Annotated in this window: 17 protein-coding genes and 1 pseudogene; 9 read left to right on the forward strand and 9 right to left on the reverse strand. The window is 60.4% G+C overall.

Going from position 1 to position 25,184, the window contains the following annotated elements; all coding sequences use genetic code 11:
* The first annotated feature begins 33 nt into the window (after nt 1-33).
* The 3 genes from AC1DLV_RS03950 to AC1DLV_RS03960 are packed head-to-tail and all read left to right on the forward strand — an operon-like array spanning nt 34 to nt 5,739.
* Nucleotides 34-1,791 (forward strand): type I secretion system permease/ATPase, encoded by a 1,758-nt coding sequence (locus AC1DLV_RS03950; RefSeq protein ID WP_476798268.1) that lies wholly within the window; start codon nt 34-36, stop codon nt 1,789-1,791.
* A complete protein-coding gene (locus AC1DLV_RS03955; protein WP_476798269.1) occupies nt 1,788-4,400 on the forward strand; it encodes a cadherin-like domain-containing protein in 2,613 nt (870 codons plus the stop codon). Before AC1DLV_RS03950 ends, AC1DLV_RS03955 begins: the two co-directional genes overlap by 4 nt.
* A 16-nt stretch (nt 4,401-4,416) precedes the next feature.
* Nucleotides 4,417-5,739: an HlyD family type I secretion periplasmic adaptor subunit gene (locus tag AC1DLV_RS03960; RefSeq protein ID WP_476798270.1), complete on the forward strand. Its 1,323-nt coding sequence runs from the start codon at nt 4,417-4,419 to the stop codon at nt 5,737-5,739.
* Nucleotides 5,740-5,756: 17 nt separating this feature from the next.
* Here the strand turns inward: AC1DLV_RS03960 and AC1DLV_RS03965 are convergent, their stop codons facing one another.
* From AC1DLV_RS03965 to AC1DLV_RS03975, 3 genes and pseudogenes are all read right to left on the reverse strand, one after another.
* Nucleotides 5,757-6,398, reverse strand: a complete 642-nt coding sequence (locus tag AC1DLV_RS03965; RefSeq protein WP_476798271.1) for a response regulator — start codon at nt 6,396-6,398, stop codon at nt 5,757-5,759.
* A complete protein-coding gene (locus AC1DLV_RS03970; protein WP_476798272.1) occupies nt 6,391-7,818 on the reverse strand; it encodes a sensor histidine kinase in 1,428 nt (475 codons plus the stop codon). The genes AC1DLV_RS03965 and AC1DLV_RS03970 overlap by 8 nt, the downstream gene beginning before the upstream one ends.
* Before the next feature lie 149 nt (nt 7,819-7,967).
* A pseudogene (locus AC1DLV_RS03975) lies at nt 7,968-8,105 on the reverse strand (IS91 family transposase); the annotation flags it as partial.
* A 433-nt stretch (nt 8,106-8,538) separates the two neighbouring features.
* Between AC1DLV_RS03975 and AC1DLV_RS03980 the strand changes: the two are divergent.
* The 6 genes from AC1DLV_RS03980 to AC1DLV_RS04005 all read left to right on the forward strand — a co-directional run bounded on the left by AC1DLV_RS03980 (nt 8,539) and on the right by AC1DLV_RS04005 (nt 17,021).
* A complete protein-coding gene (locus AC1DLV_RS03980; RefSeq protein ID WP_476798273.1) occupies nt 8,539-9,471 on the forward strand; it encodes a LysR family transcriptional regulator in 933 nt (310 codons plus the stop codon).
* Between the two features lie 224 nt (nt 9,472-9,695).
* A complete protein-coding gene (locus AC1DLV_RS03985; RefSeq protein WP_476798274.1) occupies nt 9,696-10,874 on the forward strand; it encodes a Coenzyme F420 hydrogenase/dehydrogenase, beta subunit C-terminal domain in 1,179 nt (392 codons plus the stop codon).
* A 28-nt stretch (nt 10,875-10,902) separates the two neighbouring features.
* On the forward strand, nt 10,903-12,123 hold the full coding sequence (locus tag AC1DLV_RS03990; protein ID WP_476798275.1) for an aminotransferase-like domain-containing protein: 1,221 nt from the start codon (nt 10,903-10,905) through the stop codon (nt 12,121-12,123).
* Entirely contained in the window at nt 12,120-12,974 is an 855-nt protein-coding gene (locus AC1DLV_RS03995; protein WP_476798276.1) for an SMP-30/gluconolactonase/LRE family protein, read from the forward strand. Before AC1DLV_RS03990 ends, AC1DLV_RS03995 begins: the two co-directional genes overlap by 4 nt.
* On the forward strand, nt 12,971-13,381 hold the full coding sequence (locus AC1DLV_RS04000) for a RidA family protein (RefSeq protein ID WP_476798277.1): 411 nt from the start codon (nt 12,971-12,973) through the stop codon (nt 13,379-13,381). The genes AC1DLV_RS03995 and AC1DLV_RS04000 overlap by 4 nt, the downstream gene beginning before the upstream one ends.
* Before the next feature lie 340 nt (nt 13,382-13,721).
* The gene (locus tag AC1DLV_RS04005) at nt 13,722-17,021 is read left to right on the forward strand and encodes a winged helix-turn-helix domain-containing protein (RefSeq protein ID WP_476798278.1); all 3,300 of its coding nucleotides are present in this window, start codon (nt 13,722-13,724) and stop codon (nt 17,019-17,021) included.
* Nucleotides 17,022-17,036: 15 nt separating this feature from the next.
* On the opposite strand, the gene AC1DLV_RS04010 is transcribed toward AC1DLV_RS04005, so the two are convergent.
* The 6 genes from AC1DLV_RS04010 to AC1DLV_RS04035 form a co-directional block, all read right to left on the reverse strand.
* A complete protein-coding gene (locus AC1DLV_RS04010; protein WP_476798279.1) occupies nt 17,037-17,663 on the reverse strand; it encodes a LysE/ArgO family amino acid transporter in 627 nt (208 codons plus the stop codon).
* A 432-nt stretch (nt 17,664-18,095) separates the two neighbouring features.
* Entirely contained in the window at nt 18,096-19,232 is a 1,137-nt protein-coding gene (locus AC1DLV_RS04015) for a helix-turn-helix domain-containing protein (RefSeq protein WP_476798280.1), read from the reverse strand.
* A gap of 457 nt (nt 19,233-19,689) precedes the next feature.
* Entirely contained in the window at nt 19,690-20,193 is a 504-nt protein-coding gene (locus AC1DLV_RS04020) for a DUF1269 domain-containing protein (protein ID WP_476798281.1), read from the reverse strand.
* A 141-nt stretch (nt 20,194-20,334) separates the two neighbouring features.
* Nucleotides 20,335-20,892, reverse strand: coding sequence for a hypothetical protein (locus AC1DLV_RS04025; protein WP_476798282.1), 558 nt, complete (start codon nt 20,890-20,892; stop codon nt 20,335-20,337).
* Nucleotides 20,893-20,983: 91 nt separating this feature from the next.
* Nucleotides 20,984-24,073, reverse strand: coding sequence for an efflux RND transporter permease subunit (locus tag AC1DLV_RS04030; RefSeq protein ID WP_476798283.1), 3,090 nt, complete (start codon nt 24,071-24,073; stop codon nt 20,984-20,986).
* The gene (locus AC1DLV_RS04035; protein ID WP_476798284.1) at nt 24,070-25,068 is read right to left on the reverse strand and encodes an efflux RND transporter periplasmic adaptor subunit; all 999 of its coding nucleotides are present in this window, start codon (nt 25,066-25,068) and stop codon (nt 24,070-24,072) included. Before AC1DLV_RS04035 ends, AC1DLV_RS04030 begins: the two co-directional genes overlap by 4 nt.
* Nucleotides 25,069-25,184: the final 116 nt, after the last annotated feature.

The following is a 25,184-nucleotide window of genomic DNA, read 5'->3' on the forward strand; positions in this document are numbered from 1 at the left end:
TTTTCGCATCAGCCATTCGGGGGGACCACACATATGTCGAAGGAACAGCCAGCATCGATCGCGCGCCGGCGCAGTACCGAGTCCATCACCAGGGAATTCCGCGGCATCGGCCTTTTCCTTTTCCTCACCTCCGGCCTTATCAACATCCTGGCGCTGACTGGCGCCTTCTACATGCTCCAGATTTACGATCGCGCGCTGACCAGCGGCAGCATCCCGACGCTGGTCGCCCTCTCCGTGCTGGCGATCGGCCTATACCTCTTCCAGGGCGTGTTCGATGTGATCCGCTCGCAGGTGCTGGTCAGGGTCGGCGCACGGCTGGACAAGCGGCTGGCTCCCCTCGCCCACCAGGTCGCTGTCGACATGCCGCGATACGGTTTCTCCAACGCGGAGGCGCTCGAACGGGGGCGCGATGTCGACGTCGTTCGCACCTTCCTCGGTTCGCAGGGGCCGATGGCGCTTTTCGACCTTCCCTGGGTGCCGATCTATCTGGCCTTCGCCTACTTCTTGCATCCGATGCTTGGCGCCCTGACTTTCGGCGGCGCCTTTGTGCTGGCACTGATGACTGTAGCCGCCGAGCTGATGTTGCGACGGCTGTCGAGCCATGCGCAACAATCGGGGGTTAGCCGCGGTGCCATCGCCGATTCAAACGCCCGCAATTCCGAAATCCTGAAAGCCATGGGGTTCGCCGACAGGGCGGTCATGCGTTTCGAAGAGGCCAATAGCGAGCATCTGGCCCTGCAGACGCGCAGCAGCGACATCAATGGTACGTTTGGCGCGATATCGCGGGTGCTTCGGATGTTGCTGCAGTCAGCGATCCTCGGCCTCGGCGCGTATCTAACGATCATCGGCGAGCTTTCGGCTGGCGCAATCATCGCCTCCTCGATCGCTTCTTCGCGGGCACTTGCCCCGATCGATCTTGCCATCACCAACTGGAAGGGGGTCGTCAGCGCACGTCATTCGTTCAAGCGGCTGGTCGATACGGTAACGGCGCTGAATGAAACGCCGACCATGATGGTTCTTCCCACTCCGAAGTCGACCCTCACGGTCGACAAGATTACGGTCGTTGCCCCAGCGTCCGGCCGGATCCTTCTGAGCGACGTCGCCTTCGAACTCAAAGCGGGCCAGGCGCTTGGCGTGATTGGGCCGAGCGCAAGCGGCAAGACGACGTTTGTCAGAGCACTTACAGGCGTCTGGCCGGTGCTTCGTGGGAGCGTGCGGTTGGACGGCGCCGAAATGGGGCAGTGGGAGGATTCCGCCGTCGGCAAATTCATCGGCTATCTGCCGCAAGACGTCAGCCTGCTTGACGCGACCATCGAAGAAAACATTTCCCGATATGCCAAGCAGCCGGACCCCAAGGGGGTGATTTCCGCCGCACAGGCAGCGGGCGTACACGACATGATCGTCCACCTTCCTGAGGGCTATCACACCCATATCGGCCCTTCTGGAGTGGTGCTGTCAGCCGGGCAGCGGCAGCGGATCGGGCTTGCGCGCGCCCTCTACAACGATCCCTTCCTGGTGGTCATGGACGAGCCCAACTCAAATCTCGATGGCGAGGGCGAAGCCGCCCTGACGGAAGCGATCCGCGGCATTCGCGCCCGTGGCGGCATCGCCATCATTATCGCCCATCGTCCAAGCGCGCTTGCCGCCGTCGATCTCGTTGCTGTGGTGCAAAACGGCAAGATGGTCGCCTTCGGCCCGAAATCGGAAATCCTGGCACCGCAACCGGTCGGCGGACGTCCCGCCATTCAGCCGACAGCAGCAAACAACGCCAGAGAAGGAGCACTGTCATGATCGAAGTCACCGGGCTCCGGCAGCAAAAGGAAACCACCGATCCCCGTTCGGCACGCCGTTTTGCCTTCGAATCCGCGGAGAAGCTGTCAAAGTTGCCAGTTTACATCGCTTTGCTGCTGACAGGTATCGCAGTCTACTTCAAGAGCGCCTTGCCAGCGCGGGCAGAGACTCACGCCGAGCCTGAACCCGGACTTGGCCCGTCCAGCAGCGAGACCGGCGGTGCGCCGGTTGATTTCGGCCGGGCGACCGCCGTGCGTCCCGACGCCATGTCATCGCTCGAAGAAAGCCGCGAAAGGGAGGAGCGACTGGAACCTCTGGATTTCTTCGGCCAAGCTCCGACACGCGGAAACGTCGTCGACTTCCCTTTGTCGATGAAGCTGATGAATGTCAGATCCAACCCGTTCAACCTCGACACGTTGCCGCTTATCGAGGCCGGCGCGACATCCTCTTTCGAATTGACCAGCGCTCGGGTTATGCCTTCCTCCAACCGGACGGGGGGTGAAGCGGCAGCGCAGCCGGAAGACGGCGGCGACGACGACTTGCTGGAGCAGCTGCTTGAGGCCCTGAACAAGGGCATTGGCGGCGACGGCGATGCTGAAACACCTGTTTCGAACCCGAGCGACGACCCCGACCCCCAATCCGATCCCGATCCCGACGATGACCCCGAAGAACCCCGCCGTGGCAACCGCGCCCCGACCGTCGCTGGCCAAAACAGGCTCAACGACGTGATGATAGCCCAAGTCGTCCTGATCGGGCTGAGCGAACTCCTGATGAACACTGAGGACGCCGACGGCGACGAGCTGACGGTGACCGATGTCCATGTATCGAGCGGCCACGTCGCCGTGCATGAGGCGTTCTGGATTTACACCCCCGATCCCGATCATCTCGGCGAGGTCAAGGTGACCTATTCGGTATCGGACGGGCTGGAAACCGTTGCCCATTCGGCGAGCTTCAACGTCGTGGACAAGGAGACGCCAACACCTTCCGGCTCAGCCACACTTGGCGACGACTGGCTCGTCGGGTCAGCGGCCGCTGACGTCTTTGACGGACTGGCCGGAAATGACACCATCGAATCCTTCGGCGGAAACGATGTCATCCGAGGTGGAGACGGCAACGACACGATCCGGGCAGGAGCCGGCAACGACATCGTGTTCGCCGGCAGCGGCGACGACGTTGTGAGCGCCGGCGCAGGCGACGACGAAGTACATGGCGAGGGCGGCGACGACAGCATCGATGGCGACGATGGCGACGACACGCTGTCCGGAGGCGATGGAGACGACCGCATCGCGGGAAACATCGGAAACGACATCCTTCGCGGGGATGGCGGAAACGATACCCTCGACGGCGGCGAAGGCGACGACAAGGTCTTTGGCGGCGATGGTGACGACATTATCCTGGCGAGCGCCGGCGCCGACTTCGCCGAAGGCGGCGAGGGGCGTGACATCATGCAAGGCGACGGGGGCAACGACACCCTGTCTGGCGGCACCGGTGACGACCTGTTGGCCGGAGGCGATGGCGACGACAGGATCGATGGCGATGCGGATGACGATACGCTCTACGGCGATGCCGGAAATGACGCGCTGGACGGAGGCGACGGCGACGACTCGATGTTCGGCGGCGACGGCGAAGACGTCATCTTGGCAAGTGCTGGCGCCGACTATGCCGAGGGTGGCGAAGGGCGCGACATCATTCAGGGCAACGAAGGCAGCGACTCCCTGCATGGCGGCGGCGGCAGCGACATGCTTTCAGGGGGCGAAGGTGATGACACCCTCGCCGGCGACGAGGATGACGATACGCTTTACGGCGATGCCGGCAACGACACGCTGGACGGTGGCGAGGGCGACGATTCCATTTTCGCCGGTGAAGGTGCAGACATCATCGCCGGCGGCGATGGATCCGATTATCTCGAAGGCGAGGAAGGCAACGATGTCATCGACGCCGGAGCAGGCGCCGATGTCGTGCTTGCAGGCGACGGCGACGATATCGTCGATGCCGGAGCAGGTTCCGACACGGTATCCGCCGGCAGTGGCAATGACCTCATCATCGTAACCCTCGACGCCGACGGCGACGTCTATGACGGGGGCGACGGCAGCGACGCGCTGGACATGTCGCGGGCAAGCTCGGGCGTATCGGTCGATCTGGTCAACGGCACGGTTTCCTCGGGGGAAATCGGCACCGATATCATCGCCGGTTTCGAGAAGATCATCGGCGGCTCGGGAAATGACAATTTCGAGGCCGGCGGACAGTCCACCGTTTTTGCCGGCTCCGGAGGCGACGACACTTTCACCTTCGCGATGGCGGCCTCTAGCGGCATCGGCGCCGGCGAACTGGTCCACCAGATCATCGACTTCATGGTGGGCGATCGAGTGATGGTGGAGCAGTTCGAGATTTCCGGGACTGCGCGCAATGCGGCGGAAGATCTCTTCTCACGCGTTTACGAAGGTCAAGCCAACGGCGGCAACGACGTCCCTATCCGCATCAGATACGAGCGCTTCGACGGCATGGACCACACCATCATCGACGTCGACTTCGACATGAACAACGAGTTTGAAATGTCGATCGACATCTACGGACACCACACACCGTATGTCTACAACACCGTTGCCTAGCGGCTGGAGGAATCTCATGGCAAGGCAAAATCAACCCGCGGGCTCCGAAAAGAAGGCTGATGGCGGTTTCGGATTTCGGTCGCGTGTCGTCTTCGGCGCCGTTTTCGGCGCTCTTCTGGTGGGCGGCTGCGGCGCGTGGGCCGCCACCAGCAAGCTTTCGGGTGCGGTGATAGCGCCCGGCGTCCTCAGGGTCGATGAGCACGTCAAGGTCGTGCAGCATCGCGACGGCGGCATCGTGACGGCCATTGCGGTCCGCGAAGGCGACGCAGTGAAACAGGGCGACGTGCTGATCCGCCTCGACGACGTCCAGGCACGCGCCGAGCTGGCGATCATCCGCTCGCAGCTCGACGAGCTTGGTGGCCGCCGTGCCCGCCTGACGTCGCAACGCGACGGCCGCGACACGATAATTTTCCCGAACGGGTTCACTCAGGACTCGCCTGAGACGGCCCTCATCGCAATGGGAGAACTGCAGCTGTTCAACCGCGACCTGCAGAACCGGATGCGGATGCAGGATCAATTGAAACTGCAGGCCGAGCAGCTCAACCAGGAGGTCGCCGGACTGGCCTCGCAGCTCTCGGCTCTCAACGAGGAAATTGCGCTGGTTGAAACCGAGCACGGAAAAATCGAGGGGCTTTCCGGCAGGGGACTGGTCGAGGGTTCACGGCTCTATACGATCAGCCGCGACCTGGCGCGCATGATGGGCCAGCGTGGCGAGATCGAGGCGAGCCGGGCGCGCGCCGCCGCGAAGGGCAGCGAAATCCAGCTGCAGATCATCGGCATCGAGGAAACCGCGAGAGCGGAAGCCCAGCGCGAACTGCGCGGCGTCGATGCCACCACATCGGAACTCAAGGAGCGATATACTGCCACGGAAGACCGGCTGATGCGAACCGAGATCCGCGCGCCGATCAGCGGCATCGTCAACGAGCTTAAGGTGCATACCGTCGGCGGTGTCGTGAGTCCGGCTGAAACGCTGGTCACCCTCGTGCCGCACAACGCTCACCTCAAGATAGAAGTGCGCCTGCGCACCGTGGACGTGGATCAGATCGGCCTTGGCCAGAAAGCCAAGCTGCGTTTCTCGGCCTTCAACCAGAGGACGACGCCGGAAGTCGAGGGCCGCGTCGATCATATCTCCGCCGCCGCTCAGCACGATCCGAGAAGCGGCGATACGTTCTACATCGGCGATGTCGAGATCGTCGGAGACCTGACGCGCATAGGGCGCCAGTCCCTACTTCCCGGCATGCCTGTTGAGGTTTTTGTCGAGACCGAAGAGGTCACTGCCATCAGCTACCTGATCAAACCCTTCACCGATCAGATGGCCCGCGCCTTCCGCGAAGAGTGACGTCGAGGGCGCGGCGCTCATTCTTCGCTTCCCCATTCGCGCCTCGCGATCAGCGTTGCTTCGACACGGTTGCGCGCCTTGATCTTGGCCATGATCCTAGTCATGTGGAATTTGACCGTCTTCTCCAGAATGTCCAAGTGCTCGCCCACCTCGCGATTACTCATGCCTTTGGAAACCAGCTGGAGGATGGTCTTTTCCCGATCCGACAGCGAAGACATCAGGCTCGGGACCGACTGCCGCTTGACGTTCGCCAGCAGCCGCAAGGTGAGGTTGGGCGAGATGAAGGAGTTACCGGCGGCCACGCTCTTGACCGCCTCGATCAGATGCGCCGCCTCGATGCCCTTGAGCACATAGCCGACGGCGCCGGCCTCCAACGCGCTCATGATGTTCTCGTCGATTTCGGAGACTGTAAGCATGATGACTCGGACAGGATGGTCGAGCAGTGCGATTTCACGCGCCGCCTCGATGCCATTGCCCGGCATCGAGATGTCGAGAAGCATGATATCGGGCTTCTTGCTTTGGGCAAGCTCGATGGCGGCGGCTCCCGACCCGCCCTCGCCGACCACGTCGAGCCCGCGATCCATCATCAGCGTCTGAATGACGCCGGCTCGAAACAGCGAATGGTCGTCGACGACCACAATGGAGATCTTGTTAGCCATCTTGCGCTTCCCCCCCGATCGCAAGTTTCATTTCTATGCGGGTTCCGTTGTCAGCCGTCCTGGCGATCTGGAACGTGCCGCCGAGGCTTTCGACCCGCTCGCGCAGTCCCGTAAGACCAAGGCCCGCGACGATCTTTGCGAGCCCGCCGTCAAGAGCTCCGCCGCGGTCGAGCACCGAGACCGAAAGGACCGAGTTTTCGAAACCGCACGAGACCACATTGCCCTCGCTTCCAGCATGGCGGACCGCATTGCTCAAGCCCTCCTGGACGAAGCGATAGACACAGATCTTCACCGCGTGCGACACCTCCGGCGATTGCTTTCCAAAGGCCACCTCGACCTTGGTGCTGGTCCTTGCTTCATGTGTGGTCACGGCGCGCTTGACCACGTCGCCGAGCTGCAGATCCTCGATCTCGGGCAACATCAGGCCTTTCGATATGGTCCGTATGTCACGCAGCGCATCAGCGAGCACGGTGTCCATCACCTTCAGTTCATTCGCCCGCTCGATGCGATTCTTTGCCCTGCGGACATGTTCGACCTTCAACGAGGCAAGGCTGATGAGTTGGGCCGGTCCGTCATGCAGTTCCGCCCCAACATGACGCAGATAGCTGGCGTTAAGTTCGGCCAACCGGCTTGATGCCTGCTCCGCCTTCTCACGTAGCTTGCGGTTCTGGTTCGAGATTTGCTTGACCTCCTCGATGCGCTGGCGAAGCGCCACCTGCTGCCGGTCGATCAGACGGCTGCCGCGATAGACGATCCCGAAGAGGCCGAGCATCACCAGCAAGGTCAGCGCGCCGGTGGTCAGCCAGCTCATCAGCCTAACCGGAAATAGCCGCTGTTCTAGTAGGTCAGGCTTTTCGTGGATTTCCGCTACGGCGACGATGCGCCCCGAAAGATGTTCGCGGACAGGAATGTAGATCTCCAGATACTTCCTATCGAACTGACGCACGGTATGCTCCGCGGCGGCGAGATCCGCGAACTGCGCGTCGACTTGGCCGGACAGGGCGGCGACGAGCCCGGCCGGCGGGGAAAAGGTTCGCCCAATGAGCTCAGGCGAGCGCGAATAGATGACTCGACCTTCTGCATTCCAGATCTCAAGATGCGGAAATCGATCCTGGAAGGCATTTTCCTTGCCGCTATCGGCGCCAAGCAGGCGGTCCAGGGCTGCTATGGTTTCGGGGGCAAGCACATCGCTGTCGGCCAACCCCTGCAAATGCGGGGAAAGAAAACTGTCCAGGAACAGCGCGGTGGATGAGGCGGTGTTCTCGACGGTGGCCTTGGTGACTATGCTGGAAGACAAGAAACCTGCCAGGGTCATTGCAAACAGCATGACCAGACCGCCGGTCAGCGCAAACTGGCCAGAGAGGCTGCGGGGCGCCTTGAGGTATTTCGTGCCGACTCTGGAGTGGATTTCTGCCAGCAACGCCCTCATTTCCTTTAAGCAGAGACAGAAATAACCGCCGCAGACAAAATGCACTACTCTATTTGGTCGCATAGGTTACTGGACCAAAGCCCAGTTCGCCATCTCGAACAAGTCCAAGGGTGAGCTGACCAAGGCACCCTAAATGGTTTTGTTGCAGAGGCAGCGCGGAACAGCAGGTCGTAGATCACGGCCTTGTTGCGATAAACGATGTCGGCGATCTCAGCGGACAGGGCAAAGACGACACGAAACTAGCCGACCGGCAAGAGATCGGCTTGGCGGGCCGCGATCTACATCATCGAGAGACTGGCAGGCATGGGCGGTGCCTTTGGCATCCTTGGTGACAAACTCAGCGCAAAGCGCGTGCTAGCGCGACTTCAGCACGGCATTCACACGGTCTCCTTCGCCGTTCAACATGCACCGTCTTGGCGCGCTTGTGCTTTCTCCTTGCCGGCCTCGCTGTGGTGTTCGCCAATAGTCCCTTCGGACGAGGTAAAGCCGCCGCTGACGACCCGTAATGCCCGGCGTGATGGTCTTTGCTAGAAGAAAAGCGAAGGCAGCGCACGTCGGGAGGTTTCATGGCCCTAGCCACTTTGCCCATGCTATTGCGTCTCCCTTCATGTCCCCACCGGGTCTGCGGTTGCCGGTTCGCCCGTGCTACCTGGAAGGAAAAGCCGTCGTTCGAAGATCCGGAGGCATGACACGATGGTCCTGCGGAATCTGTTGAAGCTCGACCTCAATCTTCTACACGTCTTTGAAGCCGTCTATAGCGAGGCAAGCATAACCAGGGCCGCCGAATCCCTGAACGTGACGCAACCTGCCGTGAGCAATAGCCTCGCCCGTCTGCGCGACATTTTCGGGGATCCATTGTTCGTTCGCGCCCGCCAAGGGATTGCTCCAACTCCGCTCGGCCAGACCTTAATATATCCCATCAGGGAAGCGTTGATTTCGCTCGACCGTACGCTTGCCATGCACGAGGGGTTCGACCCACTGACATCAGAGCGTATCATGAGTTTCAGCATGAGCGACTTTGCCGAGGCAGTCGTGCTCGCACCCGTCATCGGAGTGGTCAATCGCCTTGGTTCGAAGATCACCATCCGCAACCATTTCAGCGCCGAGCGAGATCTGTATTCGGGACTTGCATCCGGCGAGATCGATTTCGCTGTCGAATCCCACCCACTCGCCGAGGCGGATCTCGGCAGGCGCTTGCTCTTCAAGGATGAATTCGTCTGCGTGATGCGCAAGGGGCATCCAGCTTTGTCGCAGCCCCTGTCGTTAGAGCGCTATCTCAGCCTGAAGCATCTTCACATCTCCAATCGTCCACGATTTGCCAATCTTGTTGGCGGCGCCCTGAGCCGCCTTAAGCGAAATCGGCATGTTGCCGTGCATGTCGAACATTGCCTGGCTGCCGGCGCCATTCTTGCCCAAAGCGACCTGTGCCTCACCATTCCAACGTCTTTCGTAGAGCGCTTCCTGCCTGCCGACCGGTTCACAGTGGTGCAGCGGCCGTTCCGGATGCCACCGCTGCAAACCTGGCTCTACTGGCATCCCGCTTCGGAAAGCAGCCCGGCCCATAAATGGGTACGCGGCATACTGGAGACGTGCTTTCCCTTTGTGTGTGAGAATGCTCAGCCACCGCAGGATCATTCTCAATGATGTTGTTCATTCGGAATGGCAATTTGTCCGGGCAAATCCACACGACCTATAACTGTTGGCAACGTCGTACATCGGGAACATGCCCGCTGTGGCGAAGGCCGGGAGGCTGACCACCTGGAGGAAGGTGTATGCGAGTTGCTCAGCGAGTAGAGGACGTTGTCACGCGGGGGCTTTGCACCGGATGCGGGGCTTGCGAAAGCCTATTGGGCAAAGACGTGCTGCGCATGGATCTTTCACCTGAGGGCTTCATGCGTCCACGCCAGATGCGCGCCTTGAGGAAAGATGACCAGCAGGCAGTCATGCAGATCTGCGCCGGTCGCCAGCAGCCCGGCCCGCAGCCGAGTGGAGTTGAGCCTCATCGCATCTTCGGCGCCATTCTACACATGGGCAAAGGATATGCTGTAGACCCTGAGACCCGTTTTAGGGCTGCCACCGGGGGAATTCTGACCGCACTCGCAACCTTTCTAGTCGAACGCGGCCATGTCGATGGCGTTCTCCAAGTCGGCGTCTCAAGCCATAGCCCTCTCGAAAATGAAACGCGCTTCAACCGCACGCGTGCTGAGATCGTTGCATCTGCTGGCTCGCGCTATGGCCCGACCGCGCCATTGAAGGACATCCACGCGGCCTTGGACAGCGGCAATCGCTTCGCCTTCATCGGCAAACCTTGCGACGTGGCGACGCTACGCAATCTGGCGAAAATCGATCCAAGGGTGGATCAGCAGATACCCTACATGCTGGCGATGTTTTGCGGCGGCAATCCGAGCATGGTTGCCACCTACAACATCGTGCGGCGCTTTGGCGAAGGCCACCGCGACGTCACCGAGTTCCGGTATCGTGGCCATGGCTGGCCAGGGCCGACCTATGTGCGAACGCTGCAGGGTCGCGAGCATAGGCAGACCTACGACGAGACATGGTTCTCCAACCTGACCTATGAACTGATGTTTCGCTGCAAGATCTGTGCGGATAGCGTTGGTGAGCACGCAGATGTTGTCGCCGGCGATTGCTGGGTGATGGAAGAAGGCCGTCCCAGCCATCGTGAAGCAGGCGATGGCTGTAACGTTCACATCGGGCGGACGGAAGGCGGCACAAAGCTGATCGAGATGGCCGTGGCAGCCGGCTACATCCACGAAGAGCCGTTCACGACCCCCGAACTGGAGAAGATGCATGACGATCATGCGCTCAAGAAGCGATCGGTCCTGTGGCGGCTCGCCGGCTTGGCGCTGACGAGGCAGCCTCGGCCGGAGTATGGCGCTCTACGCGTCGCACAGGCAGGACTTGCCGACACCAGCTGGCGTGAACGCTGGAGCGCATTCTGGGGCACGCTTACCCGGTCGCTCAAGGGCCACAACCGCGAAAGCGGACTGCAGTCGGGGACATTTGTCCCGGACACAGCAAATACTTGAGAACAAGCATTCCAAGGAGGACGAAATCATGTCAGTCGACAATTTGCGCTCGAAGCTCTCGGGCTCCGGTCCGGCCCTGTTTTTCCCCGATCCTGAAGTCCCCGCGATCTTCAATTTCGACCAGGGCCTGGCAGCACCCGAGACCTTCCCAACCGAAAATCTCGTGCGGCTGGCACGCAAGGCGCTCGACGAGCATGGTGCCAAGGTACTCGATTATTTCGATCCGGCCACGGGCTACGAGGAGTTGGTCTTCGGCTTCAAGGGGCTGCGCAAGGAAATCGCCGACCGCATAGAGCGCACCCAAGGCAAGCAACTCGGCACGCTCGGCGTGATACTGACGTCCGGTTCGGTGCAGGGTATTGCCCTTGCCGCCAATGGCTACATCAATCCGGGCGATGTCGTCGTCGCGGAAGCGGCGTCTTTCCCCTATGCGCTGCGTTTCATGGAGATGGCTGGTGGCGATCTGCGCACCGTTCCTGTCGACGAACACGGCATGGACATCGACGCGCTCGAAGCGCTGCTGGAAAAAGTCAAGGCCGAGGGCAAGAAGATCAAGGTCGTCTACACCATCCCAACCTTCCAGACCCCGACTTGCACCGAAATGTCAGTGCCGCGCCGCCATAAGCTGCTCCAGCTGGCCAAGAAGCATGACTTCCTGATCATCGAGGACAATGTCTATGGCGACCTGCGCTTCGCTGGCGAGGAATTGCCGACCCTGCTCAGCCTCGACACCGACAACCGCGTCATCCAATGCGGCAGCTTCTCCAAGATAGTGGCGCCTGCGCTGCGTCTCGGCTGGATCGCTGGCCCTGCCAAAGCCATAGAGCCGATCGCAGCCGTGCGCCAGGATCTTGGCGTGGGCCAGTGGCACGCCCGCGTCATGACCTCGTTCATGGCTGACGGCCTGCTCGAAGAGCATATCGCCGAGGTCATCAAGGTCTACAAGAGCAAGGCCGAGACGGCGGCACGCGCCGTGCGCGACCATTGCGGCAACTACGTCACCTTCCGCATACCGCAGGGCTCGTTCTACCTCTGGCTCGAGATCGACGAACGCGTCGACTGGCAGCGTGCGGCGGAAATGTCGGCCAAGGAGGGCATCTTCTTCCGCCCCGGCGAACGTTTCATGGGCGAGACCGACGGCCGCCAGTTCCTGCGCCTCGCCTACAGCCATGTCAGCGAGGACATCATCGAGCGCGGCATCAGGAAGCTCGGCGAAATCCTCAGCGCCTGCGCCAGGGTTCCGGCATGACGATTTCTGTACGTACGATTGCGAAGGGTTTTGTCTATCCCGAATGCCCCCGCTGGCATGACGAGCGACTTTGGTTTGCTGATCAGCACGCTGGCCTCGTCCATGTGCTCGATGGTGCTGCTGCCCGCCTTGAAAGCTTCTCTATCCCAGGTGGTCCGGTTGGGATGGGCTGGCTGCCCAACGGCGATCTGCTCGTCGTGTCGATGCATGAGCGCAAGCTCTACCGGCGCGACAGCAATGGCAGGCTTTCGCTCCATGCAGATCTCGCAGGCGTTCATCCATTTCACTCGAACGACATGGTCGTGGATGCCAAGGGCCGCGCCTACGTCGGCAACATCGGTTTTGACTTCTATGCGGGCGATGCACCGACGCCGACCAACATGGCAATGGTCACGCCGGAAGGCGAAGTCAGCATCGCCGCAGATGGCTTGATGTGCCCTAATGGCGCTGTCATCACCCCTGACGGCCGTGCTCTGATCGTCGCTGAATCGATGGCGCATCGGCTGACGATTTTCGACGTCAGCGCCGATGGTTGTTTTTCCAATCGTCGCCTGTTTGCCGCCCTCGACGGCCATGTGCCCGACGGCATCTGCCTCGACGCCGAGGACCATGTCTGGGCGGCGTCGCCTTATGAGAAGGTCGTGCTGAGGGTCAGCCCGGCAGGTGAGATCGTCAACCGTATCGAAATCCCCGACGCAAATCCTTACGCCTGCATGCTCGGCGGCGCCGACGGGCGCGACCTATTCATCTGTGTCGCTCCGCACCACGATCCCGAAATCACCGTCAAGTTGCGTGGCGGCCGCATTGATCTTTTCCGCGCAGCAGCACCCGCTGCAAAGGCCTGGCCGTGACCAAAGCATCGAATGTAGAACGGCTCAACCCACCTGGCATGGCGTTCCCCGGCATGAGCCAGGCCGTCGGCTGCGGCGACTTCTTGCTGGTCTCTGGGCAGGTAGCGCTCAAGGATCGCAAGGTCATCTGCATCGACGATCCGGCGGGTCAGGCCGAACAGTGCTTCCGCAACATCGAAGCGACGCTTGCCGAGGCCGGGCTGACGCTCAGCTATGTCGTCTCACTGCGCTGCTACCTTACCAGCCGCGATGCCTACCAAGCTTATGCCGCGGTCAAGAACCGCATCTTTGCTGACAACCCACCGGCGGCGTCGGCTGTTATCGTCAGCGAACTGGTGCTGCCCGATTTGCTAGTTGAAGTCGAGGCAGTCGCCTGGCGCGGCGCGATTGCCAAGGCGGTCGTATAGGAAGCAACAGTTATCGCAATGTCCCAAGTTGCGCTTGGTCCGACCTGGTCGCCGCCACGCTTATCCTTTGCGCGGCATCAACTTCCCGCCGATTGATAGCTGACGACCACTGCGGCTCCAGATAGCTCCTATTTGAGCAATTCGTTTTATTCACGTCGAGGCGCACCACCTGCATCGGCGCAAAGGATTTCGCGACAGAGCCGCTAATCCGTTGGGTCAGTCGCGTCATCGAACATGCTGTTTGTCAGCGGCGAAAATATTGGCAACTGAAAGTGATGAGTCACGCAGGAACGCAACATATTAGCAACTCTCTATGTAACCACTACGAATCGTCTGATGATTGCGCTACGCTGCTGCCAAGCTAGGCGGCGGGACGGTTGCCTCGACACGACCAGTGCTCGAGGGTTGGTTGAACGTGAGTCCATATGCCCCCCGAAACACTGTCGAATTTGCGGCGAAACACGAACCCTCGGGTGCAGGCAGGATCGCCAAGCTTGCGGCGCCGCGCAGCGCCGAAGTGCTGAGACGAACCCGGGTCCTCGAAGCGATCGATCGGGCGACGCGCTCCGGCGTGTGCTGGGTGGCCGCGCCTGCGGGCTATGGCAAGACAACCGCGATCGTCGACTATCTCGCCAGCATCGAGGCGCAACACATATGGTACCGCGTTGATGAAGGTGACCGGGATATCGCGCGTTTCTTCCAGTATCTGACCCGATCGCCGGCTGCTGCCGGAGACATGCCTGTGTTCGGCGTGGAGTATGCCGAACAGCCAAGGGAATTTTCCAGGCGCTTTTTCAGGACCTTTTTCGCGCGGCTGAAGCCCGGCACCCTCCTCGTCCTCGATGATTTGCACGACGCCGATACCCCTGATTTTCGGGCGATGCTTTCGGTGATGTTCCAGGAGCTTCCTGATACGGTCCGATGTGTCTGCGGATCGCGCACGCTGCCACAACAAGAGCTTGGCGACCTCGTTCTCAAGAGCCAGATGGCCGTGGTCGACCGGTCGGTGCTCGAATTCTCGACGTCGGAAGCACACGATCTCGTTCATCTGCGTTCCAAGAACACAGCCATTTCAGTCGACATCGCATCGGCACAAGGCTGGGCGATCGGATTGGTTCTCCTTGCGGATCAGAACGCGGCCTTAAGGCTTATTGACGCGAACGAGACAGCCGGTGCGCAAAACACGCTGTCGGACGTTATCGGGCGCCATTTCTTCGCTTCGCTTCCTGCCGCCGATCAGGACATGCTGATGAAGCTCAACCTGCTGCCGGAGATCAGTGGGGCGCTGGCAAACGAAATGATCGGGTCGAACGACGCGGAAAAGCTGCTCGACAGGCTCTACCGGAGACAATTGCTCGTCACGCGCACGCAAAGCAGCGGCGATGTCTTTTCCCTGCATCACCTGTTGCGGGACTTTCTCAACCGGCACTTCGCGCGGAGCCTGCCCGTCGACGAGCAACGCTTGCTCAGGCGAAAGGCGGCGAAGATTTTGGCGAACGCCAATCGCCACGACGACGCCATTCCACTTGCTTTGCTAGCCTTGGATTGGAGCGAAGCGAGCGATCTTATCGTGGGGCGCGCAAAGGCAGTGCTGGCGCAAGGACGGCGGGCAACCTTCATCGAATGGATCGGCCCTTTGCCTTTGGCATTTCTGAACGGCTGGCATTTCTACTGGCTGGGTGTGGCCCACATGCCGGATGACGCAGCAGCTGAGCGCTGGCTCTCCAAGGCATGGCATGCCTTCGAGGAAACCGACGACTTGCCCGGCCTGTGCCTGACGGTATCGCGGGCGGTCCTGGTCAAAACGGACAGCTGGCGAACCTATGAAGGTCTTTCCACTTGGACCCGGCGAGCGCTGGAGCTCAATGAGCGAGGGCTTCCAGAGTTGCCGGCCGAGGAAGCACTGCTGGTGCGCATCGGCATGTTGCGTGCTTTGAACTTCGCTGACGACTACTATCACGGCAACGCGACTGGACAGGCGCTGGAAGCCGAACTGCTGGAGCGGTTGGTCAACAATCCCGAGCAGGACCCAAGCGGCTTGCGGTTGCTGGCGAGTGAATCGCTCATCGAACATTCTGTCTCGACGATGCGCGCCGACCTTTTCGCAAAAGCCGTCGACAGCGTGGTTGACGACTTGAGCGACAAGGATGTGCTGCCTTGGATCCTCGGCATGTGGCTGGTCGCCTTTGGAGCAAAAAGCGGCCGCTACTTTCCCTACAAAAGAAGGGACTTTCCCTACCCATCAGCGGAAGCCGCGTTGCGGGCAGCGATCGCGATCGGCGAGCGCGAGGCGCTCAGGGGCGTGGAGTTCGGCGGGCTCTATCACCTTCAGATGCAGATGAAATTCCGCAATGATTTTGCCGAGTTCCAAAAGATCGTCGAGCGCCTGACGGACATCGCCGACAGCCGGTTCACTACGCAGGTCGCTGTTGTCGCCGACTGCCGCGCCGCGCTCTCGGCCAGGCAAGGCGATTTCACGGCGGCCTACAGCGAGTGCGACCGCTTCATGGCTGCCATCGAGGCCGCCAACGAGCCGATGGTCGAGCGCTGGCCACACTACATCACCAGGTTCCAGGTGCTGCTCGCAGACCGAAAACCGCGCGAAGCTGCAGCACTTCTCAGCGACCTGCTGCCCCGGCTCGATGGCGGTGCCCGCAAGCGGTCCGAGATCTGCATCCTAGCTGCCGCCGCGCTGGAGAGTTCATGGGGCGAAGATCCGGACTATCCCGAGCGGTTGAAGGCCTTGCTGGAAGAGCTTCGCGGCACGCATTGGCCGATGGTATTGCTCAATCTTCCAGAGCTGCTCAGCAAAATCCTCGCCGACGCACTTGAGCATGGCATCGAGCCCGAACTCTGCCGCTCTTTGATCCGCGAACGCCTGCTGGCAGCGCCGCGCCAACCACGAGCGTCCTGGCCGTGGCCGCTCAGGGTCCGGGTCCTGGGAGGGTTCCGACTTGAGCTGGATGGCGAACCTCTCATTCTCAGCAGCAAACATCCGACCAAAGCCCTCGACATCCTCCGCGCTTTGGCGATCTCGCAAGACCATACGTGCTCGCTCGAAAGTCTTCAGGACTGGCTTTGGCCCGACCTCGACGGTGATCAGGCGCGGGCGGCGTTCGAACAGGCGCTTCACCGGCTGCGCAAGCTGTTGGGAGGGACCGATCTCATCGTCCAACGCGAAGGTAAACTTCGCCTTGCGTCAAACAAGGTTTGGGTAGATCTCGCCGACTGGGAAGCACGGTTCAAAGCAGGAGTGACAGCAAGCAGAAAGACAGATGGATTGCCGCCGGACGCCGAGGCGCTCTTTGAGGCATTTCCCGGACCCTTGTTCCTTCACGAACGGTCCCGCTCCTGGTCGCTCGCAGCTGCAGATAGAGTGCGGCGCGATCTGGTCGATCTTGCCTTGCGGATTGGCCTCCAGCTGGACTCCGTCACCGCCCGGTCTGTCTATCTCAAAGCGTTGGACCATTACCCGGACGCCGGTCCCATCTCTAAAGCACTTGTCAAGCAGCGGCTTTCGCATGATGACGTTGAAGGAGCGATCGCCGAGTATGCGCGCTACGAGCGGGCTTTACGTTCCGTTGGAGACGCGGCGTCAGCCGCGGAAATTCGCGCTTTGGTCGCTCCCTATCTGCGTTGAGTTGTCACGATGGCTCTAGGCACCATTCAAGATGTTTCCAGCAAGCAAAAAGGCTGCCGAGATCAGAATGAAGCCCGCTACCGCTTCCATCCGCCTACGATAGATCGGGCGGTCAAAGCGGCTTGACAGACTAAACCCCGCCAGGCTCCAGCCATAGAATTTGATGGCGGAAGCCGAGAGAAAGCCAATGGCAAAGCCGGTCTGTTCCTCGCTGCCATAGCTGGACGAAAAGACGCCGACGAGAAACATAGCCTCGAGCCAGACCAGTGGATTCAGCCACGTGACAACAAGCATCGAAGCGATCGCGCGAAAACGGGATTTGCACTCTGCCGTATAGGCCTCAGTGCGGCTGACCTTGCGCAGGACGCGCACGCCCCACCATGTGAGAAACGCGGCGCAGCCCGCCTGCAGGATTCCGGAAATTGTCGGATAATGCAGGAGTATCGTGCCAAGGCCACCAATTCCCATGATCACCAACGCGATTTCCGAGACGTAGCCGGTAGAGGCGACCGCAAAGGGATGGTTGCGCGTCATGCCAGCCTGGATGAGCATGAGGTTCTGGGGGCCAAGCGAAAAGATGAGCCCCAGGCCGAATACGAAGCCGGACGCTGCTGCCGGCGACAAGAGCGCGTCGAGGTTCATCGGCTGGCCTCCTGAAAAGATCGGGCAGCCGGCCCCGGCTTTTTACCGGGACCCCCATGCCGCTGGCCGATGAGAACAAGAACCCTCCCCTTTCGAGCGTATGAAGCGGCGCCTCGCCACCCCGATCCTGAACGCGTCTGCATCTTTTGCCTCCACCCCGATTGGCCGCGAGGGTGCTCGCCTCACGATGCTGGGCAATGTGGGGCACTGGCGCATACAGATCGCTTACGCAGCGGCACGACATCGTCGGATGTGGTTCGCAAACGCATCTTCGCCACCGAGTCGGATTACCAAGTCAGTCAGAGGTGATTGCGATGGGCAAAGAGCTGAGTGAGACGAAAGAAGGCTGGCCGGCAACGAAACGACCCTGCCGGTGCTCAAGAGCGATCTTGCGCACCGTTTCTGCCGTGCCATCGCTCCGTACGCGTGACGTCAGCCTTGGAGCCTGCGCAGGAGTGCGCCCCAGCGCTTAGAAGGCGCGTCGGCCTCAATCTCGGGATGCGGCTTGACCCGACCCTCGCCCAGCCCGCGCGCCCTGACGTCGCTCGGGCTATAACCGAACTTGCGTTTGAAGGCGCGGCTGAAGTCGGCGCCATCGCTGAAACCGCGCTCTTCGGCGATTTCGAGAATCCTACGGCCGTCGCTTTGATTGGCAAGCGCCGCATGGGCATCGAGCAGGCGCCGGTGCTGGATGTAGCTCATTACACCGCCGGTGGGCTCGAACAAGCGGTAGAGCCGCGTGCGCGAAATGCCTAGAGCACGCCTCAGCGTTTCGGCGCCGAGTTCGGGATCGTACAGATTGGCCGAGACGAACCGGCGTGCCCGTTCGAGGAGAACCGTTCCGATTGGGTCTTGTGCAGCGTCCAGATGTTCGGCGGTGGGCGCAACGCAGGCAATGATCATGGCGCGCATGGCAGGGACCAGCCCTGACAGGTCTTCCGTACTGAGCGTAGGCAGGCTGGTCGACAACCCGACCATGAAATCGGCGAACAACCGCCCCATGCCAGAGTCGAGTGCGGAGAATTCAGCGGCATCCAGTGTGCCAACCGCATCGCGGCAGAAGTCGCGCGGCACGATCAGCATCAACATCTCGCTATCGCTGACGACGCCTTCGAAAGGCCGGCCGAGCGGATGGATCTGCACCAGACCTGCGTTGCAATCGAGCACTCTTGTCGGCCCAACCGTGTTGGAGCGGCCATCAAGCAGCAAAGTCATCATCCAGTGATCGAGCGGATCGCGGCGGACATGCCCAGGTAGGCTAGCGAACTGAAGTGCTCCAGTACGTATCCTGGAGAATGCCAAGCTTCCCAGGTCCCAGATAGTCTGCTCGCCGTCAAAGCCGGCCTCTGGCTTGTCTGAGGTGGCGAACGTCAGCATCGGCGCAAAATTGTCGCGCCAGCTTGCAAACTGGTCCTTGAGAGGCAGGTCTGAGGTGGAAAATTCGAGCCCGTGCAGCGGCGCGCTGGCCGGCTTGGCGATTTTCAATTCAGCTGTAGAGGTAGTCGCAATACTCGATGGCGTGCCTGCAAAGCGTTCGTGTGTGTCCAGCGCACACTCTTCGACCATCATACTTTCCTCCTCAGAAAGCGACGTAACGGCACAGTACCCGCCTCAAAGCTGTTTTGAATAGTCGATCCGGCTTGCCACATCCCCTTTGCAGCACTCGCCCAGTCTGAACTGGCCAAGCAAGTCTAGCAGACGACTATAGGGTTTGAAGAGACGATTTTCAGGATAGTTTTTGGCAATCTACTAAATGCAAATTCTAACATTGTAGGGGGGAGAAGCCTAATTTTGGCGCGTTGCGCAAATCCTCAGCGCAAGAGCGTCGGCAGGAGAAGGCGGACGAAGGCAGCCTTGGCACCCGCCTTTGCCCTCTGCGCAGCCTCAGCGGTAGCGCATAATGCCCGCATCATTGGCGGCCATGCAGCCGGTTTTGATCCTCCGGTGCACTCAGGCTTCAAGATCGGAACATTGGCCCCAGAAGGTGGGCCGAGCGGACGCGCCCCACCTTCATCTGCTCGAAAACTCAGCTTGCCGGCGTGGCTGATGCCTTCTGCAACGCGTCGCGCAGGATCTGCTCCTTGCTTTCGTCGAGCGAGGTCTTGAGCACCACGCCGCCAAAACCGGCGATCTCCTTCAGCACCTTGTCGGCGGTCATTTCCTGCACCAGCACAAAAAGCGCGCCGTTGCCGGGCTGGAGACTGGCCGAAAGCTCTTTCATGAAGGCATCGTTGATGCCGAAATCGCTCAAGGCGCCACCGAGTGCACCTGAGGCGGCACCCACCGCAACGCCAAGCAGCGGATTGAGAAAAAGCACTCCAATCAGCAGGCCCCAGAAGCTGCCCGACGCCGCACCGGCCGCGGTCGTGTTAAGGAGCTGGTTCAGCTTGATCTTGCCGGCATCGTTCTTGGTTGCAATGACAGCGTCGCTGATCTTGATAAGGTATTGTTTCTGCAGGTCAAGCAGGCGTTCCCGCACTTCTTCAGCCTTGGCTTCCGTGGGATAAACGATGACGATCAGATCAGACATGACGAACTCCAATTTTCAAACGAGTGAACGAACGCCAAGCGTTGCGAGCGCTAAATCATATCGCGCCGAACGCATGGAAGGGATTAGCCGTAAATCCTGCGGCTATGCATTGCGTTTCATTTTGGGCGGTAACGGCAAACGTCAACATCCGGCGCCAGATGTTTCAGCGCCATTGTAGAACTGGACACGCACCGACGCCTCGGCCAAGCGCCGGTAGAGTTTCCTGTTTTGGGCGATCGGCCACCATTCGTAGAGAAAAATCTCAAGCGGCCGCCACAGAGCAACCCATCCAACGATAATTAGACCCTCTTCGAAGAAATGCGCTACTCCGCTGTCTGGCACCAAGGCGGCAAGTGTTTGGCCGATCGCCAAGCACGCAGCCAAGACGGCCAGTCCAACCGTGAGCGTACGCCGCCCCATTCTGAACAGGTCACTCAGTTCGCGACCGACGATCCTCGCCCGATAGGTGAAGAAATTGGAGACCGACTTGTCCAGGCTACGAACGGCTGGACTTTGCGCCGCACTCGCTGGCAAGTGAATGGTAATTTCGAGCGGCTGATTGCGAGGCAATTCGTGCGCAGAGTCGAAAATATACGCGTCCGCCTCCTGAGCCAGGTCGCGATCCCGGAAAGGAAACGGGTCCATCGTTTCGAAAAGTTGTGAAACGTCATCAAGACGGATCTCGATGGAGTTGGCCAAATCGTCGTCCCGTCATTTTGGTTTCGGTGCCGAAGCCTGAAATCCGGCAACCCACCCGGAGGACCGGGTGGGTTTGACCTATCAGCCTTGCTCAGCCCGCCACGACCGCAGGCTCGGCCGGATAGGCCTTGGCCTCAGCCGGGTCGCGCTCCGCCGGAATGCGGAACCATATGATGTACAGCGCCGGCAGGAAGATCAGTGTCAGGGCAGCGGCAACCACCAGGCCGCCGATGACCGTAAAGGCAAGCGGCGCCCAGAACGGATCGCGGATGATCGGCAGCATGCCAAGGATAGTCGATCCGGCAGTGAGGAATACCGGCCGAACACGCTCGGCAGTGACATCAATGACGCTTTGCCAGGACTTTCCCTGAGCTTCAATACGCTTGTCGATCTGGTCGATCAGCACCACCGAATTTCGTGTGATCATGCCAATCAGCGCGATCATGCCGAGCACGGCGATGAAACCGACCGGTGTATTCGTCACCAGCATGATCAACACCACTCCGATCAGTCCCAGCGGTACCACGCTGATGACCAACAGCAGGCGCTGAACGCTTTGTAGCTGGAACATCAAGATGACAACCATGATGATCGCCATCAGCGGGATCATCTCAAGCACCGAAGCCATCCCGGTTTCGGCACCTTCGACAGAGCCACCAACCTCGATCTTGAAGTTCGGGTTGTCCTTGCGAAGCTGGTCGATCTTGGGCTCGGCCGCACTCACCACGCTCTCCGCCATAACGCCTTCCTTGACGTCGGCTTGGACGGTGATCGTGGTCTCTCGGTCACGCCGCCAGATGATTGGCTGCGTCGTCTGGTACTCAATCGTGGCGATACTGGACAACGGCACAGTCTGGTTCGGTCCGATCGGGATCTGCAGGGAACGCAGTGTCTCGATATTGGTGCGCTCCTCGGCTGCGGCGCGAGCAACGACGTTCACCAGATAGATGGAATCGCGCACCTGCGTGATCGGAAGGCCCGATGCAGTGGCAAACAGCGTCTGGGCGATTGCCGCCGAATTCAACCCGACCAGCCGCGCCCGGTCCTGATCAACATCGATCACGACCTTCCTAATCGGTTCATTCCAGTCGAGATTGGGCGCAATGACCCCGTTCACGTCACCAACGACGTCGGCAACCTTCCATGCAAGGTCGCGTACGCCGGCTACGTCAGGACCGCTGATGCGATATTGGACCGGCCAGCCCACTGGCGGTCCCATCTCCAGCGGGGAGACACGGGCAACGATATTGGGGAACTTCTCGTCAAGTTCCTGCTGCAACCTCGCCTGCAAGGCGTCACGTGCCTTGACGCTCTTGGCGATGACCACGGCCTGAGCGCGGAACGGCGCCGGGGCTTGGATGTCCATCGGCAGATAAAAGCGAATGGCGTCTGATCCGACATAGAAGCTCCAGTCGACGACATCCTCGTCGAGCTCGAGAATCTTCTCGACACGCTCAACCTCGGCCGCTGTCGCCTGCGTGGACGCGCTCTGCGGCAAAACAAGCTGAAGCATCAGTTCGGGACGATCCGACGGCGGGAAGAACTGCCTCTTCATCAAAGGGGAGGCCATCAAGGCCACGACGAATAACGCAGCCGTGCCCAAAACCACGGCGAAACGAAGCCGAACGCAGGCATAAAGAAGCTTCTTGAAGCCGCGAACGAGTGCGCTTTCGGTTTTTTCGCCTGTGTTTGTGCCCGACTTAAGCACCGCAAGGCCCACGATCGGCGTCAGCAATACAGCGATGAGCCATGACAGGATCAGCGCGAACGTAATCACCAGGAAGAGCGATCGCGCATATTCGCCCGACACGCTGCGGGCGAAGCCAACGGGGATGAAACCGGCAATCGTGACGAGCGTGCCCGCCAGCATCGGAAAGGCTGTCGAGGTATAGGCAAAGGACGCTGCTTTTACCCGGTCATAGCCCTCCTCAAGCTTGGCCATCATCATTTCGACCGCCACCATGGCATCGTCGATCATCAGTGTCAGCGCGATGATCAACGCCCCCAGTGACACCCGTTGAAGCGCGATGCCGGTGATTTCCATCAAAAGGAAGGTCATGCAAAGCACCAGCGGGATCGACACCGCAACGGCCAGGCCAGCGCGGAATCCAAGCGCTATGAAGCTGACGCCAAGCACAATGATCACGGCCTGGGTCAGCGAAACAGTGAAACCGCGGATGGCGTTGGTGACGACCTCCGGCTGGCTTGCGACATGAACCATGTTGATGCCGATAGGCAGATCATGCTCGAACCGGCTCATCACCGTATCGATGTTGCGTCCGAGCTCGAGGATGTCGCCTCCAGATTCCATCGAAATAGCTAGCCCTATTGCAGGCTTGCCCTTGACGCGGAACATCGGCTGCGGCGGATCGACGGTACCGCGAACCACGCTGGCGATGTCGCCAAGTCGCACGAACCCAGAGGCAGTCGGAATGTTCAGATTGCGGATGTCATTTTCATCGCGCAGATCGCCTGACACTTCGAGGACCGTGCGATCGGCCTCGGTGGTCATGGTGCCAGCCGGCAGGACCGCATTCTGCGCCTGGATGGTGCTGATCACGGTCGCGGCACTGAGGCCTAGACTTGCCAGTCGCTGGGTAGAAAACTCGATGTAGATCGTCTCGTCCTGGGTGCCCAGGAACTCGACCTTGCCTATGTTGTCGAGACGCAACAGGCGGTTGCGAGCCTCGTATGCCCAATCTCGAACCTCGCGGTCACTGAAATCAGCAGAGGTGAAAGCGTAGATGATGCCGAATGTATCGCCAAATTCGTCGTTGAAGAAAGGACCGCGCACGCCCTGAGGCAGGGTCGTTTGCATGTCACCGATCGTCTTGCGGACCTGGTACCACAGGTCGGCAACTTCGTCCGGCGGGGTCGAATCCTCAAGGCTGACATAGATGACCGATTGCCCAGCACTGGTCAGACTGCGCAAGGTATCGAGGCGCGGAACCGCCTGAAGCGCCCGCTCCAGCCGGTCGGTAACCTGGTCGGTGGTTTGTTCGATCGTGGCGCCGGGCCAGACGGCGTGGACCAGCATGGTCTTGACGGTGAAATCAGGATCCTCGCTGCGACCAAGGTTCACATAGGAAATGGCGCCGGCTATGGCGCCGAGCAGCATCAGGAAGATGATCAAGCCCTGGCGCTTGATCGCCCATTCAGAAAGGTTGAATCCGCCGTTCATTGCGCGGCTCCGGCAAGCAGGCGGACGGGCATCGCCGGACGTAACTGTTGAACGCCCGCGACAACGACGTTGTCGCCATCCTTCAGTCCGCTCGAGACGAGGAAATCCTGGGTTTCGAAGCGTGCCACATCGATCGGCACCAGTTTGGTGGTGCTATCAGCCGGGTTGACGACCCACACCGCAGGCCGATTGTCCTGGTTGAACAGTGCTGTCATCGGCAAGCGAGCGACAGGCTCGCCCGCCAGCTGGATCATGCCGCGTACTGCACTGCCGAAGCGAAAATCGCCGGGCACGGCATCGAGGGCGACACGGACGGTGAAGTTGCGGGTAACTGGATTGGCGGTCGGCGAAATTTCGCGAACGGTACCCGTCGCCAAGCTGTTTGGATTGCTCAACAAGCGTGCCTCGACCTTCACATCGCGGTTGGCATCCTGGATCGCTGCTTCGGGCACCTGGAATACGGCGTCCTTTTCGGCCAATTGAGCGACGCGCACGACCATCTGTCCGCCACCGACAACCTGGCCAACATCGCCACCAACAGCAGTCACCACGCCGGCGGCATTCGATTTCAACACTCGATTGTCGAGGTTGTTCTGGGCGACGCGCACGCCCGCCTGGGCCGCGTCTACTCCGGCGCGCGCTGCATTCGCCTGCGCGATGGCAGCATCGAGCGCAGCCCGGCTGATGGTCCCTGGATAAAGCTGCTGTTGACGGCTGCGTGTCATGTCGGCGTTGTCGAAATTCGACTGGGCCGCAAACAGATTGGCCTCGGCCTTGCGCACAGCGTCCTGAGAGTCTTCGATGTCCAGGCGCGCCAGCACGGTGCCGACTTCGACCATGTCGCCCACCTCGACATCGCGTTCCCTGATTTCGCCGCCTTGACGGAAACCAAAGCTGGTCTCGATCCGAGGCTGAACCTCGCCGATGAGCGAACCGAACGTGTCTTCTGGACTGAAGGACACCGCTACTGTCTTCACCGGACGCGGCGGCAACACCACCGTCTCCTCTTCCCTCTGACATCCGACAAGGAGAAATGACGCGACTGTAACAGCGGCCATGCCGAGCATGGCACTATGTCTTGATGCCGGGCGACGCAATGTCATGGAGGAAG

It is taken from the genome of Aminobacter sp. 01T433 (genome assembly GCF_056398585.1).